The sequence below is a fragment of the Anoxybacillus sp. CHMUD genome, assembly GCF_013096965.1.
GTDB lineage: Bacteria > Bacillota > Bacilli > Bacillales > Anoxybacillaceae > Anoxybacillus > Anoxybacillus kestanbolensis_A.
The window spans coordinates 65,042-80,972 of sequence record NZ_SDLG01000002.1 but is presented as its reverse complement, the minus strand read 5'-3'; the positions used below and the strand labels follow the sequence as shown (position 1 = coordinate 80,972).

The window sequence follows — 15,931 nt, the reverse complement described above, 5'->3', positions numbered from 1 at the left end:
CGTTTTTATGCTTCTAATTGCTCACGCCAATGATGTAGTGTCGCTCGCTCTTTTTCGGTAATGATACTAAGCTCTGTTGCTGTTTCGATGAGCGTATCGTAATCGGTGACGGTGTAGTATGGGACTTGTTCTTGCTGAAATGCTCGTTTGCCTTTTTGTAATCCGTATGTAAAAATGGCAACGACGCCAAGCACATGGCATCCTGCTTCGCGCAAAGCCCGCACAGCATTTAGCGAGCTGCCACCTGTTGAAATTAAATCTTCTACGACAACAACGCGTTGCCCTCGTTCGACTTTCCCTTCAATTTGTTTCCCTTTTCCATGTCCTTTCGCTTGACTACGCACATAACACATCGGTACATCGAGTCGTTCGCTCACCCATGCCGCATGGGGAATGCCTGCGGTAGCGGTGCCAGCGACAACTTCCACATTCGGAAAATGCGTACGAATAAGCGAAGTGAGTTCATCGGCAATCATTTTTCTCACCGCTGGGTACGCTAACGTCAGCCGATTGTCGCAATAAATAGGGGATTGTATGCCGGAAGACCACGTAAATGGTTCGTTTGGGCTTAACGATACTGCACCGATCGAAAGCAATTGTTTTGCGATTCCTTTGTTCATCATTGTCCACCATCCCATTCTCGTTTTAGCCGTTCATATGCCGCATATGGATTGTGCGCTTTTGTGATACTTCGTCCGATGACGATATAATTTGTTCCAAGCTGTTTCGCCTCATATGGTGTTACAACGCGCACTTGATCGTCCGCTTGATCATCCGCAAAACGAATGCCTGGGGTAACGGTGATGAACGATGCGCCAAGTGATGCACGAAGAAACGGCACTTCTTTTGCGGAACAAACGACGCCGTCAAGCCCACTTCGATATGCAAGGGTGGCGTAATGAAGCACCGCTTCATTCATCGTACGGTCGATCAACAATTCATCATGGAGCATTCGTTCGCTTGTGCTCGTTAGCTGCGTCACCGCGATGCAACGGGGACGCTTCATTCCCGGTGGCGTTCCTTCTTCTAATCCTTCGATCGCTGCGCACATCATCGCGCTTCCTCCTGATGCATGAACGTTCACTAAATCAATGCCTAATTTCGCCAATCCTTTCATTGCTCGTTTTACTGTATGCGGAATATCATGAAGCTTTAAATCTAAAAAAATATCATGTCCGCGCTGCTTTAATTCGTCGATGATCGCTGGACCTTCTTGAAAATATAGCTCCATGCCGACTTTTAAAAAGAGCGATGTGTCAGAAAATAACTGCAAAAACGACCGCACTTCTTCCTTTGATGAAAAATCAAGTGCCACAATAAACGGTTTGTCCATTGTTCCAGCTCCTTCCCGTACATTCCGAAATATGATCGATACGTAGTTCATCTAAAAGAGGTGGCAAGTCGCGAATAATATGTGGACAAACGTACGGGTCGATAAAATTCGCTGTTCCAATCGCCACCGCGCTTGCACCGGCATAAAAAAACTCGATGACATCTTCGGCGCTTTGAATGCCACCCATGCCGATAATCGGAAGCGATACTGCTTGGCTTACTTCATAAATCATTCGAATGGCAATCGGTTTAATGGCTGGACCAGATAATCCGCCTGTTCCGTTCGCTAAAATCGGCTTCCCTGTTTTAACGTCGATGCGCATGCCAACTAACGTATTAATCATCGTCAATCCGTCCGCGCCTGCTTGTTCAATCGCTTTCGCCATCGCGACGATATTGGTGACATTCGGTGATAGTTTCACATAAACAGGCACGTCCGACACTTCTTTTACCGCCCGCGTCAGCTCCGCAGCGACTTCTGGGACCGTTCCGAATGCGATGCCGCCCTTTTTCACGTTTGGGCATGAAATGTTTAACTCGAGCGCATGAACATTTGGCGCTTTTGATATGCGCTTGGCGACTTCTACGTATTCTTCCACCGTTGAGCCAGCGATGTTGGCGATAATCGGTACGTCGTATTGCGCTAACCACGGCAGTTCTTCAGCAAGCACATAATCAACGCCGGGATTTTGCAACCCGATCGCATTTAACATGCCGCTTGCCGTCTCGGCGACACGTGGCGTCGGATTGCCGAAGCGCGCGTCAAGCGTCGTCGCTTTAATCATAATTGCTCCGAGAACGCTTAAATCGTAAAATTTCGCGTATTCCCGTCCAAATCCGAAACAACCTGAAGCAGGCATAATCGGATTTTTTAATGAAAGTCCTGGCAATTCGACTGCTAATCGGTTCATAATACGACCTCCCCCGCTCGAAATACAGGTCCATCGCTACATACTTTTTTATATGCCGTTTCGCTGTTTGGCACGTGGCATACGCATGCAAAACAAGCGCCGACGCCGCAACCCATTCGTTCTTCTAATGACAAATATAGCTCTTTATGCGGAAATTGTTGTTGTAATGCTTTTAACATCGGCTTCGGTCCGCACGCATATAACACATGAAACGAAAGGGCGTGACGTTGAATGACGTCGGTAACAAATCCTTTCATGCCGTACGAACCATCTGCCGTTGCAACGTACGTCTTACCGAACGAAGCAAATTGTTGCTCGTAAAAGACGACTTCTTTCGTTTGAAAACCGAGCACGACTGTGACACATACACCGTTTTTCACTAGTTGCTTTGCTAATTCATAGAGTGGCGGCACCCCGATACCACCACCGACAAGAAGGGCATGTTGCCCGCTTGAAAGAGCGGAAAGCGGAAAGCCGTTTCCGAGCGGACCGAGCACATCGAGCGACTCCCCAGGCTGTTTTTGCGAAAGGAGCGTTGTTCCTACCCCTTCCGCACGGTAAATGATCGTACATTCTCCTGCTTCGTGATTAATGTCGCAAAGACTGAGCGGCCGTCTTAGTAACGGTTCACGATGTCCCACTTTAACATGCACAAATTGTCCGGGGGTGTGCATGCGCTGAACGAGCGAACCGGAAAGCGTTAATTCATAAATGCCTGTTGCGATTTGGTGGTTGGAGACGATTATCATATTTTCTCTCATACGCCCACCTTCTTTTCTGTCATTGCCGTTGTCGAAAACGTCATCGCTTCTAAAACGAGCAGCATCGCTTTCGCTGTATCGAGCGACGTTAAACAAGGAATGCCATTTTCCACCGCTTCGCGACGAATGCGGAAGCCGTCGCTTTCCGTTTCTTTTCCTTTTGTTAATGTGTTAATAACGACTTGTGCTTCGCCTTGGCGAATGACGTCAAGAATGTTTGGTGAACCGGTATGAATTTTATTGACGACAGTCACAGGAATGTTCGCTTTCCGCAACGTTTGCGCTGTGCCGTTTGTCGCAAGCAATTGATAGCCGATATTGTAAAAGCGGTGCGCTATATCAATCGCCTCTTCTTTATCTTTATCGGCAATAGTTAACAATACCGCCCCGTACGGACGAATATGAATACCTGAAGCGACAAGCCCTTTATAAAGCGCCTTCGCAAACGTTTCATCTTTTCCAATCACTTCACCCGTCGATTTCATTTCTGGACCGAGCGAAATATCGACGTTACGCAACTTTGCGAATGAAAACACAGGCGCTTTCACATATACCCCTTCGCTTTCTTCTTTTAATCCGGTGTAGTAACCAAGCTCGTTTAACTTTGCGCCTAAAATGACTTTTGTTGCGATGTTTGCCATCGGTACGTTCGTAATTTTACTTAAAAATGGAACGGTACGGCTCGACCGTGGATTTACTTCTAATACGTATACGTCTCCGTCGTATAAGACGAATTGAATGTTTAATAAACCAACGATGCCTAGCCCCTTCGCAAGCGCAATCGTGTAGTCGACAATTTGCTGTTGTACATCTTTCGTTAACGTTTGCGGTGGATAGACGGCAATCGAATCGCCGGAATGAACACCGGCGCGCTCAATATGTTCCATAATGCCCGGAATAAATACATCGTCACCGTCTGAAATGGCATCAACTTCAATTTCTTTCCCGATTAAATAGCGGTCAATTAATACCGGGTGTTGCGGATTGACTTTCACTGCATGCTCCATATAATGTAACAACTCTTCTTCTTTATATACGATTTCCATTGCACGACCACCGAGCACGTACGATGGACGCACGAGAACAGGATAGCCGATGTCTTTCGCGATGTGTACCGCTTCTTCAACCGAAAACGCTGTTTTTCCTTTCGGTTGCGGAATGCCGAGTTGCGCAAGCGTTCGTTCAAATTTGTCGCGGTTTTCGGCACGATCTAAATCTTCAAGCGAAGTGCCGAGAATGCGCACCCCACGCGCCGCTAATTCCGCCGCTAAGTTGATCGCTGTTTGCCCACCAAATTGTACAATCACGCCGATCGGTTGTTCTAAATCGATGACGTGCATGACATCTTCAATCGTTAACGGTTCAAAGTAAAGCTTGTCGGAAATACTAAAGTCGGTTGAAACCGTTTCTGGATTGTTGTTAATAATAATCGCTTCATATCCTGCTTCTTTAATCGCCCATACGGAATGAACGGTCGCATAGTCAAATTCGATCCCTTGTCCGATGCGAATCGGACCCGAACCGAGTACAACGACGCTTTCACGCGTTGTAACAATAGATTCGTTTTCTTCTTCATATGTGCTGTAATAATACGGCGTTTCCGATTCGAATTCCGCTGCGCACGTATCGACCATTTTATATACCGGCGTAATGCAGGCGCGTTTCCGCATCTCATACACGTCTCGTTCAGTCATCTGCCAATATTTCGCAATCGCCACATCAGAAAAGCCCATTTCTTTCGCTTTTTTTAGCATGTCGATATTGCCAACATGTTCGCGTAAAACGGATTCGTACTTCACAATGCCTTCAATTTTTGTTAAAAAGAACGGATCGATTTGGCTCCATGCATGCACTTGTTCGACCGTTACACCGCGACGAAACGCTTCCGCAATGTAAAATAACCGTTCATCGCCCGCTTTTCGAATACGCTTTTGTATCAATGCATCATCGACTTGTTCTTTTAATTCTAAATGATAGACGTTCGTTTCAAGTGAGCGCACCGCTTTTAATAGCGACTGTTCAAACGTGCGCCCGATCGCCATTACTTCCCCCGTCGCTTTCATTTGTGTACCGAGATGACGGTTGGCGGATTCAAACTTGTCAAATGGAAAACGCGGAATTTTAATGACGACGTAATCAAGCGTTGGCTCAAAACACGCATACGTTTTTCCCGTCACAGGATTCGTCATTTCATCAAGCGTTAAACCAACGGCAATTTTTGCGGCAAGCTTCGCAATCGGATACCCTGTCGCTTTTGATGCAAGCGCCGATGAGCGACTCACGCGCGGGTTGACTTCAATGACGTAATATTGGAAGCTGTGCGGATCAAGGGCAAGTTGAACGTTGCAGCCCCCTTCGATGCCGAGCGCGCGAATGATGCGCAGCGAGGCGTTGCGCAATAGCTGATATTCACGATCGCTTAACGTTTGACTTGGCGCGACGACGATGGAATCGCCCGTATGAATGCCGACGGGATCAATATTTTCCATATTGCAAACGACGATGGCGTTGTCTTTCGAATCGCGCATGACTTCGTATTCAATTTCTTTATAGCCTGCGATACTTTTTTCTAATAAACATTGATGAACGGGGCTCATTTTTAAGCCGCTTGAAACGATATCGACAAGCTCTTCTTCGTTCGTACAAATGCCTCCGCCTGTTCCACCGAGCGTAAATGCCGGGCGAACGATGACCGGATATCCGATTTGTGAAACGAACGCATACGCCTCTTGCAAACTATGTACGATGGCGCTTTCTGGCACCGGCTCGCCAAGCTCGTTCATAAGGGCTCGGAATTGTTCACGGTCTTCCGCTTTTTCAATCGCTTCTAATTTCGTGCCGAGAATTTCAACACCGCACTCTTCAAGCACTCCTGCTTTTGCTAATTCGACCGCCAAGTTTAATCCCGTCTGCCCGCCAAGCGTCGGCAAAATGGCATCGGGCCGTTCTTTCCGAATGACGCGCGAGACAAATTCGAGCGTTAACGGTTCCATGTATACTTTGTCAGCAATTTCTGTATCGGTCATAATCGTTGCCGGGTTGGAGTTGACGAGAATGACTTTATATCCTTCTTCTTTTAACGCTAAACATGCTTGCGTCCCCGCGTAATCGAACTCCGCTGCTTGCCCGATGACAATCGGTCCAGAACCGATGACGAGAATCGTTTCAATATCTTGACGTTTAGGCATGAACGACACCTCTTTCTTTTTTAAACTGTTCAATCATCGCAATAAAATCGTCGAATAAACCGTTTGCGTCTTCTGGACCTGGCGACGCTTCCGGATGATATTGCACGGTAAACGCAGGAACGTCGCGATGGCGAAGCCCTTCAATCGTTCCGTCATTTAATGCGATGTGCGTCACTTCTAGCCGCGTGTGACGAAGCGACTGCTCTGTAACGGTATAGCCGTGATTTTGTGAAGTAATTGCTACTTTTCCTGTTTGGAGATGTTTCACAGGGTGATTGGAACCTCGATGACCGAACTTCATTTTTTCTGTATTCGCCCCACAAGCGAGTGCAAATAGTTGATGACCGAGACAAATGCCAAAAAGCGGAACGTGACCAAGTATGTGTTGAATCATGTCAATCGCTTCTGGTACGTCTTTCGGATCCCCTGGTCCGTTCGATAACATGACACCGTCGGGATGCCATTGCAATACTTCTTCGGCCGTTGCGTTGTACGGTAACACGATGACATCGCAATGGCGTTTATTTAATTCGCGCAAAATACCATGCTTCATGCCAAAGTCGATTAAAACGATGCGATGGCCACGCCCCGGGCTAACGTATGGGCTTTTTGTCGATACGCGTTTCACTTGATCGCGCGCAAGCTCCGTTTCTTTTAAATAAGCGACTGCCTCCGTCACAGACACGCCCATGTCGCAAATCATCCCTTTTAACGTGCCGTATTGACGAATGATGCGCGTCAGTTTCCGCGTATCGACACCTGCTAAACCGGGGATATTTTTCATGCGCAAATATTCGTCAATCGTTAGCTCACTTCGCCAATTGGACGGAGATAGGCACGCTTCTTTCACAATAAACCCAAACACATGCGGTTCGATCGATTCGAAATCGTCGCGGTTGACGCCGTAGTTGCCGATCAATGGATATGTCATCGTTACGATTTGTCCACAATACGACGGATCAGTCAAAATTTCTTGATATCCTGTCATTCCTGTGTTAAAAACGACTTCACCGACTGTTTGTCGTTCACTTCCAAACGCTTCGCCAACAAAACGTGTACCATCTTCTAAAATGAGTTGTCGTTTCATTCTCCTCTTCCTTTCTGCCAAACCATTTTTCCATCTACAATCGTCATCGTTGGCCACCCTTTACATGTCCAGCCTGCAAACGGTGTATTTTTTCCTTTCGATACAAACGTGTTTGGATCAATGGCTTGTTCGGTATGTAAATCGATAATGACGAAATCTGCTTTGGCGCCAACTTTTAGTTCCCCGCCGTCAATGCGAAACGTCTCGGCTGGTTTTTTTGAAAGCCAGTCAACAAGCTGTTTTAACGTACATACTCCTTTTTCAACAAAATGCGTATATAAAAGCGGAAAGGCCGTTTCTAATCCGACGATGCCAAACGGCGCAAGTACCATCCCTTCGCTTTTTTCTTCCTTTGTATGTGGCGCATGATCGGTGGCAATAAAATCAATCGTTCCATCAAGCAACCCTTCGATTAACGCTTGTTGATCTTCTTTCGTTCGCAACGGTGGATTCATTTTAAAGTTCGCATCTAACGTTGGGATGTCTTCATCACAAAGCAGTAAATGGTGCGGAGTCACTTCAGCAGTGACGCGAATTCCTGCTTGTTTCGCCTCGCGCACGATGCGCACCGACTGTTTCGTGCTTATATGACAAACGTGGTAGTGACACCCGGTCGCTTCGGCTAACAACACATCGCGGGCAATATGTACCGATTCACAAACGGAAGGAATGCCAGAAAGTCCATACCGTTTTGCAAACGAACCGTCGTGTACACATCCTTTATATGTGAGCGTTTCGTCTTCACAATGTGCGACAATAGGCATATCGAGAGCTGCCGCTTGTTGCATCGCTTCATACATGATGCGTGCGCTTTGCACTCCCACGCCATCGTCTGTAAACGCGAACGCTCCTGCTTCTTTTAAGGCCGCGAAATCGACAAGCTGTTTTCCTGCTTGGCGCACTGTAATCGAAGCATACGGTAACACGCGCACGTGCGCCGTTTCGCGAATGCGGTTGACGAGCCACTCCATTTGTTGTTTCGTATCAGGTACTGGTTTTGTGTTTGGCATCGCTGCAATCGTTGTAAATCCGCCTTTTGCTGCAGCGAGCGTACCTGTCGCGATCGTTTCTTTATGCTCGCCGCCCGGCTCACGTAAATGAACGTGTACGTCGACAAATCCTGGCGCGACAAATTGCCCATCCACATCAATGACTTCATCATCGGCGTCTGCATGAAGGTCGTGGGCGATTTGAACGATACGACCTCCAGCAACTTTTATATCCGTCTGTATAAGTTCACCTTGCTCATTAAGCAAACGCGCACGTTTGAAAATGATAGCCATGTTTCGTTCCTCCTTTTTGTAATGCTCGTTTTAAAACAGCCATGCGCACGTATACACCGTTTTCCATTTGTTTAAAAATGCGTGATCGTTCACATTCAACGAGTTCACTTGCGATTTCTACATCGCGATTGACTGGAGCCGGATGTAAAATGATACTCGTGTTTTTCATTTGTTTTTCTCGCGCGATCGTTAAACCGTACTGTTCATGATATTGCTCTTTCGTCCATCCCATTTTTTCTTCATGACGCTCGTGCTGAATGCGAAGAAGCATGACGACGTCTGCTTCTTTCACTGCCGTGTCAAGATCGACGTATGTGCCGTACGGATTCGTTATATCTTGCCACTCAGGAGGGCTGCAAAAGAAGACGTTTGCGCCGAGCCTTGTTAATATTTCAGCATTCGAACGTGCTACTCGGCTATGACGAATGTCACCAACAATGGCAACATTCAGCCCGATAAATGTGCCAAATTGTTGACGAATCGTCAGTAAATCTAATAACGATTGCGTCGGATGATGACCGCACCCGTCGCCTGCATTAATGATCGGAATGTCAATCGTATGGCGCAACGGTTCAAAGTAATGATCGGATGGGTGGCGAATGACGACCGCTTCCACACCGATCGCTTGCAACGTCCGAATCGTATCGTACAACGTTTCTCCTTTTTGGACGCTCGACATCTCTGCATCAAACGGAATGACTTCAAGCCCAAGTTTTCGTTCCGCTATTTCAAAACTACATTTTGTGCGCGTGCTCGGTTCAAAAAATAAGTTGGCGACAAACGTTTGTTTATTGACTTTCCACGTTTCACCGTTCGCAAATCGTTCCGCTTCATGCAAAATGGCGAGCACTTCATCAACCGAGAGTTCTGCTAACGTTAGTAAATGCATATAAACTCCTCCTTTTTAGTAAAAAAACACCTTGCCGAGCGAGGCAAGGTGTTGAAAAGCATGAGGAAAACGTATGTCCTCCTCCTCGCACCTTTGTAAGCCTCGCTGGACTTCTTTTAAAAGGTGTGTTATGCGACATCATGTTTTTGTTCAAATACGCTATCCGACACTTTCGGGCGACCAGGCAAAATGAGGTTTAATACGATACCTGTGATTGCCGCAAGCGCCATACCGTGCACTTCAAATTGTTCTGATACTTTCACAACCGCATCCCCGATGCCGATGACGAGAATAACTGATGAGATGACTAAGTTTCGTTTGTCACCAAAGTCGATTTTACTATCGACAAGCATGCGCAAACCTGAAGAAGCGATAATTCCGAACAGTAAGATCGATACGCCACCCATGACCGGCGTCGGAATCGAGCTAATAAGCGCCGTCACTTTTCCTAAAAATCCGAATGCGATCGCGAGCACAGCCGCACCAGCTAACACATATACGCTATATACGCGCGTAATTGCTAATACACCGATATTTTCTCCGTATGTCGTCTTCGGCGGACCGCCGATGAGGGCTGAAATCATCGTCGCTAATCCATCACCGAAAATCGAGCGATGTAAACCTGGTTCTTTAATGTAATCGCGCCCAACGACTTTGCTTAATACGAGCTGATGACCGATATGTTCAGATAATGTCACAATGGCTACAGGCACCATCAAAAGCACAATATCGAGCGTCACGCGGACATCGTAATGAACGAACGGCAACAAGAAATCAGGCATCTCAAGCCATTTTGCTTTTGCTACCCCTGATAAATCGACGACGCCGACAGCTAACGCGTACACGTAGCCGACGATAATGCCCATCAAAACAGGTACTAAGCTAAACATTCCTCTTGATAAAATCGAAAACATAATCGTCGCAGCAAGCGTCACGACCGCAACAGAAAAGTGCGTCAAGCTATACTTTCCATCTGGGCCGTTCATCGCCATGCTGACGGCAACGTTTGCTAATCCTAAGCCGATGACGATAATGACCGGACCGACGACGATCGGTGGAAGTAAATTCATAATCCAACGATAACCTGCTTTTTTAATCGCTAAAGCGACGATGCCATATACGAGACCGGCTAAAAAACTTCCGATCATCGCCGCACCCGGACCGCCAGCTGCTTTCGCTGCAATAATTGGCGTAATAAACGCGAACGATGAGCCGAGGTAAGCAGGTACTTGCCATTTTGTCACGATTAAAAAGGCGATTGTACCGAGTCCGCTTGAAATGAGCGCCATCGCTGGACTTAACCCGACCAAATATGGCACTAAAATGGTGGCACCAAACATCGCAAATAAATGTTGTAAACTAAGTGTAACAAGCTGTCCGGAAGAAGGAACATCTTTCACGTCTAATACTGGTTTGTTCATCTTCTCTCTCCTTTTCTTTTTATTAAAAAACCCTCTTTGTCCGTACGAAGGCACAAAGAGGGTATAGGAAACGAATCCCCTTTGTCAGCCTCGCTGGACTGCCTTTAAAAAGGGTGCTTTATTCATGTATGCTCACTTGATCAATGTCGTCCACTTCTTTTAATTCGACGACAATTCTTTCTGTGCTTGATGTCGGGATGTTTTTACCGACGAAATCGGCACGAATCGGCAATTCGCGATGACCGCGGTCAACGAGAACAGCTAATTGAATTTGCGCCGGACGACCGAGATCCATAACGGCATCCATGGCGGCGCGCACCGTTCGGCCTGTAAATAATACATCATCAACTAAAACGACTTTTCGATTTGTAACGGAAAACGGGACGTCCGTTCCTTTCACAAGCGGTTCACGATCGTCTGTTTTTACTGTTAAATCATCACGGTATAATGTAATATCTAACTCGCCAACAGGAATAGACGTTCCTTCAATTTGTTCAATGCGTTCAGCTAATCGCTTTGCTAAGTAAATGCCGCGCGTTTTAATACCGATGAGGACGCAATCGTCAATCCCTTTATTGCGCTCAATAATTTCGTGAGCAATACGCGTCAACGCGCGTCGAATCGCTTGTTCGTCTAATACAATTGCCTTTTGCATCGTTCCACCTCCATACAAAAAACCCTCTCACCGTTTGGCGAGAGGGTATATGTAGGCACACGTCACCTAAATCCGACACCTTCTCAGCCTCACGGGACTGAACTTAAAGGTCTTTGTTTACTTGAACTCATTGTACGTTTCTTTTTTTCGTTTGTCAACGATTATTTCGCAACATGTCGAGCAATCGCTCAAATTCGTGAGGAATCGGGGCTTCAAACTGAAAATATTCGCCCGTGCGCGGATGTTGAAATCCTAATACCCCAGCGTGAAGCGCCTGTCCGTCAATCGGCAACGTTTTGCGTGGACCGTATTTTGGATCTCCGGCAAGCGGATAGCCAATGTATTTCATATGCACACGAATTTGATGCGTCCGCCCTGTTTCAAGCTGACATTCAACGAACGTATAATGTTCAAATCGTTCGAGGACGCGAAAATGTGTCACCGCTTCTTTTCCGTTTTCCACAACGGCCATGCTTTGACGATCGCGTGGGTCGCGCCCGATTGGGGCATCAATCGTCCCATAATCGTGCGGAATGACACCGTGAACGATCGCGACATATTTGCGCGTCACCGTTTTGTTTACAAGTTGATTAACAAGCGACTCATGCGCCAAATCGTTTTTGGCAATCATTAATAAACCGGACGTATCTTTATCGATGCGATGAACGATGCCCGGTCGAAGCACACCGTTAATGCCGGAAAGGTCTTGACAATGTGCAAGTAACGCGTTAACAAGCGTCCCGTGCATATGCCCTGGCGCTGGATGAACGACCATGCCGCGCGGCTTATTGACAACGAGCACGTCCGCATCTTCGTAATAAATATCAAGCGGAATTGGCTCCGGTGCGACATCTAACGGCTCCGGACTCGGAATGGAAATGACCACTTCATCATCGACATGGCATTTGTAGTTCGGTTTCACCGCTTTACCGTTCACGAGCACATGCCCTTCTTTTAACCATTGTTGTACTTGAGAACGCGACCATTGTTCATTTAGTTCAGCAATGACTTTATCAATGCGCTCTCCATCGTGTTGTTCTTCAATCGTGAGTTGAATTTGCTCCATCGCTCATTCCCTTTCGTTGTTTTTCTTCGGTCCATGTATAAATAAACATGAGCGCAACACCGATTGTCAATGCTGCATCGGCGACGTTAAAAATCGGGAAGCTATAATTGAAAATGTACGTATGCACAAAATCGACAACTTCTTTTCGAAAGACGCGATCAATAAAGTTCCCGAGCGCGCCACCAAGCATCAGTCCAAGCGCGATGCCAAACAGCCGTTGCGTCGGTTGCAACCGTTGAATGTATATGACGATGCCGACGACAACGACAACCGTAACGATATAAAACAACCAAAATTGCCCCTGCAACATGCCCCATGCCGCGCCGCGATTACGATGCGACGTTATGTATAATACGTTTTCAATAATTGGAATGCTTTCCCCTAATTCCATATAGCGAACGACAAGCCACTTCGTCCATTGATCAAGCAAAATGACGACAAAAGCAAGCAAATAATATACCATCATACCCCTCCAAGACGAAATTCTTTTTCATTGTATCACAAACAATCCCCCCTTGAAAACGAGGGGGGATTAGTGTTATTGCTTGACAATTGTCGCACAACGTGGACATAGCTCTGGGTGGTCTGCATCTTCGCCGACTGTCGGAGTAACGACCCAGCAACGTGCGCACGTTTTTCCTTCCGCTTGTTTGACGACAATCGCTGTTTTTGTAAATGTTTGCGCCTCGCTCGGTGCTTCTGTAAATGAGCCACCAATCGAAAACGCAGAAACGATTAACAATTGTTTCATATCTTCTTTAATGGAGTCGATGAGCGCTTTCGTGTCGTCCGTCGGATATAAAATGACGTGCGCCGTTAGCGACTTGCCGATTAGTTTTTCATTGCGCGCCACTTCTAGCGCTTTTAATACTTCGTCGCGCAATTCCATAAACGCATCCCATTTTTTAACGATGCGATCGACATCATCAATATGCACGGATTCTGGCATATCGACAAGCTGTACGCTTTCTTCTTTCACGTGTGGAATGTACGACCACACTTCATCTGCCGTATGCGGTAAAATTGGCGCAACAAGTTTCGTTAACGCTACAAGCGTTTCATACAACACCGTTTGAATTGAACGACGTTCATGATTATTGGCTGCTTCGATGTACAACACGTCTTTTGAAAAATCGAAGTAAAAAGCGCTTAAATCGACGGTGCAGAAGTTGTTTATTTCATGGTAAATCGTCGCAAATTCATACGTTTCATACGCTTGTTTTACTTTTTCGATGAGACGATTTAATTTAATGAGCATGTAACGGTCCACTTCGCGCAACTGCTCGATCGCTACCGTATGTTCTGCAGGATTGAAATCGAATAAGTTCCCGAGCATGAAACGGAACGTGTTGCGAATTTTACGATATACTTCTGCGACTTGTTTTAAAATGTTGTCAGAAATGCGCACGTCCGCTTGATAGTCGACAGAAGCAACCCAAAGACGCAAAATGTCGGCACCAAGCTGTTCCATGACTTTTGCTGGTACGACGACGTTGCCGAGCGATTTGCTCATTTTTCGTCCTTCGCCATCTAGTACGAAGCCATGGCTTAATACGCCTTTATACGGCGCTTTTCCGGTAACTGCAACCGCGGTGGAGAGCGATGAGTTAAACCAGCCGCGATATTGGTCGGACCCTTCTAAATAAAGATCTGCTGGACGTTGTAAATCGTCCCGTTCTTCTAATACCGCTTGATGAGAAGAACCAGAGTCGAACCAAACGTCCATAATGTCCGTTTCTTTCGTAAACCGTCCGTTCGGGCTGCCTGGATGCGTAAACCCTTCTGGGAGCAAATCTTTCGCTTCGCGCTCAAACCAAACGTTTGAACCGTATTGGCGGAACAAGTTCGATACGTGTTCAATCGTTTCGTCTGTAATAATCGGTTCACCGTTTTCCGCATAAAAGACTGGAATCGGTACGCCCCACGCACGTTGGCGCGAAATGCACCAGTCGCCACGATCGCGAATCATGTTGTGGATGCGAATTTCACCCCATGCTGGCACCCATTTCGTTTCTTCGACAGCTTTCAATAATTGATCACGAATTTTGTCGATGGACGCAAACCATTGAGCTGTCGCACGGAAAATTGTCGGTTGCTTCGTCCGCCAATCGTGCGGATACGAGTGCGTAATAAACGATAGTTTTAATAAAGCACCTACTTCTTGTAGCTTTTCTGTAATCGCTTTGTTCGCGTCATCGTAAAACATGCCAGCAAACCCTGGCGCTTCTTCCGTCATATAGCCGCGTTCATCGACAGGGCAAAGAACACCGAGGCCGTATTTTTGACCGACGATAAAGTCGTCTTCCCCGTGTCCTGGGGCCGTATGAACGCAACCGGTTCCGGCGTCTGTTGTGACGTGTTCGCCACAAATGACGAGCGAATCGCGGTCGTAAAACGGATGTTTCGCAACGACGTATTCGAGTTCGCTTCCTTTCACTGTTTTTAATACAGTCACATGCTCCCAGCCGATTTCTTTTTGTACCGATTGTAATAACTCCGATGCAATGACGTATTTGCCACCATCTGCCTCAACGACGCTATATTGCAACTGTGGATGAACAGCGATACCTAAGTTCGCTGGAATCGTCCATGGCGTTGTCGTCCAAATGACGATTTTTTCGTCGCCATTAAGCACCCCTTTTCCGTCTTTGACAGGAAAAGCGACGTAAATCGATGGGGAACGTTTGTCTTTGTACTCGATTTCCGCTTCGGCAAGCGCCGATTCACTTGATGGAGACCAATACACAGGTTTTAATCCTTTATAAATTAATCCTTTTTTCGCCATTTCACCAAATACTTTAATTTGTTGTGCTTCATATTCTGGCGTTAACGTAATGTAAGGATTGTCCCAATCGCCGCGCACACCAAGGCGTTTAAATTGTTCGCGCTGGCGGTCAATTTGCTCGTATGCATATTGTTCGCATAGCTTGCGGAATTCCGCAACGCTCATTTCTTTCCGATTGACGCCTTTATTTTTCGTCAGCGCCGTTTCAATTGGCAAGCCGTGCGTATCCCAGCCCGGTACGTACGGAGCACAATAGCCGCTCATTGACTTATAGCGAACGATAAAGTCTTTTAAAATTTTATTAAGGGCATGTCCCATATGAATGTCGCCGTTCGCATACGGCGGTCCGTCATGCAATACGAAAAGCGGGCGATCTTTTGTACGCTCTTGCACTTTTCGATAAATGTCCATTTCATCCCATTTTGCTTGCATTTGTGGTTCACGTTGTGGAAGATTTCCGCGCATCGGGAAATCGGTTTTTGGCATGAGTAACGTATCTTTGTAATCCATTTTGTTTACCTCCTTTTATGTAAATAAAAAACCTTCTCATGCC

At 46.6% G+C, this 15,931-nt stretch carries 13 protein-coding genes; all 13 read right to left on the bottom strand.

Annotation, left to right across the window (positions count from 1 at the left end):
* Positions 1-5: 5 nt before the first annotated feature.
* On the bottom strand, positions 6-620 hold the full coding sequence (pyrE, locus tag ETB99_RS01695) for an orotate phosphoribosyltransferase (protein ID WP_171699767.1): 615 nt from the start codon (positions 618-620) through the stop codon (positions 6-8).
* Positions 620-1,333: an orotidine-5'-phosphate decarboxylase gene (gene pyrF / locus ETB99_RS01690; RefSeq protein ID WP_077429473.1), complete on the bottom strand. Its 714-nt coding sequence runs from the start codon at positions 1,331-1,333 to the stop codon at positions 620-622. The genes pyrE and pyrF overlap by 1 nt, the downstream gene beginning before the upstream one ends.
* Positions 1,305-2,243 (bottom strand): dihydroorotate dehydrogenase, encoded by a 939-nt coding sequence (locus ETB99_RS01685; protein ID WP_077429474.1) that lies wholly within the window; start codon positions 2,241-2,243, stop codon positions 1,305-1,307. The genes pyrF and ETB99_RS01685 overlap by 29 nt, the downstream gene beginning before the upstream one ends.
* Complete coding sequence (locus tag ETB99_RS01680) at positions 2,240-3,004, bottom strand: dihydroorotate dehydrogenase electron transfer subunit (protein WP_171699766.1); 765 nt, start codon at positions 3,002-3,004, stop codon at positions 2,240-2,242. The genes ETB99_RS01685 and ETB99_RS01680 overlap by 4 nt, the downstream gene beginning before the upstream one ends.
* Positions 3,001-6,192 (bottom strand): carbamoyl-phosphate synthase large subunit, encoded by a 3,192-nt coding sequence (carB, locus tag ETB99_RS01675; RefSeq protein ID WP_171699765.1) that lies wholly within the window; start codon positions 6,190-6,192, stop codon positions 3,001-3,003. Before carB ends, ETB99_RS01680 begins: the two co-directional genes overlap by 4 nt.
* Positions 6,185-7,279, bottom strand: a complete 1,095-nt coding sequence (locus ETB99_RS01670) for a carbamoyl phosphate synthase small subunit (RefSeq protein WP_129000098.1) — start codon at positions 7,277-7,279, stop codon at positions 6,185-6,187. Before ETB99_RS01670 ends, carB begins: the two co-directional genes overlap by 8 nt.
* Entirely contained in the window at positions 7,276-8,562 is a 1,287-nt protein-coding gene (locus ETB99_RS01665) for a dihydroorotase (protein WP_129000097.1), read from the bottom strand. The genes ETB99_RS01670 and ETB99_RS01665 overlap by 4 nt, the downstream gene beginning before the upstream one ends.
* Positions 8,528-9,451, bottom strand: a complete 924-nt coding sequence (locus tag ETB99_RS01660) for an aspartate carbamoyltransferase catalytic subunit (protein WP_171699764.1) — start codon at positions 9,449-9,451, stop codon at positions 8,528-8,530. Before ETB99_RS01660 ends, ETB99_RS01665 begins: the two co-directional genes overlap by 35 nt.
* Before the next feature lie 128 nt (positions 9,452-9,579).
* The gene (locus tag ETB99_RS01655; protein ID WP_171699763.1) at positions 9,580-10,872 is read right to left on the bottom strand and encodes a solute carrier family 23 protein; all 1,293 of its coding nucleotides are present in this window, start codon (positions 10,870-10,872) and stop codon (positions 9,580-9,582) included.
* Positions 10,873-10,990: 118 nt separating this feature from the next.
* Positions 10,991-11,527, bottom strand: a complete 537-nt coding sequence (pyrR, locus tag ETB99_RS01650; RefSeq protein WP_171699762.1) for a bifunctional pyr operon transcriptional regulator/uracil phosphoribosyltransferase PyrR — start codon at positions 11,525-11,527, stop codon at positions 10,991-10,993.
* A gap of 154 nt (positions 11,528-11,681) precedes the next feature.
* A complete protein-coding gene (locus ETB99_RS01645; protein WP_077429480.1) occupies positions 11,682-12,593 on the bottom strand; it encodes an RluA family pseudouridine synthase in 912 nt (303 codons plus the stop codon).
* Positions 12,568-13,056 (bottom strand): signal peptidase II, encoded by a 489-nt coding sequence (lspA, locus tag ETB99_RS01640; protein ID WP_129000948.1) that lies wholly within the window; start codon positions 13,054-13,056, stop codon positions 12,568-12,570. Before lspA ends, ETB99_RS01645 begins: the two co-directional genes overlap by 26 nt.
* Positions 13,057-13,131: 75 nt before the next feature.
* Positions 13,132-15,888 carry an isoleucine--tRNA ligase gene (gene ileS, locus ETB99_RS01635; RefSeq protein WP_171699761.1) on the bottom strand — a complete coding sequence of 919 codons (2,757 nt, stop codon included), beginning with the start codon at positions 15,886-15,888 and terminating at the stop codon, positions 13,132-13,134.
* Positions 15,889-15,931 lie beyond the last annotated feature (43 nt).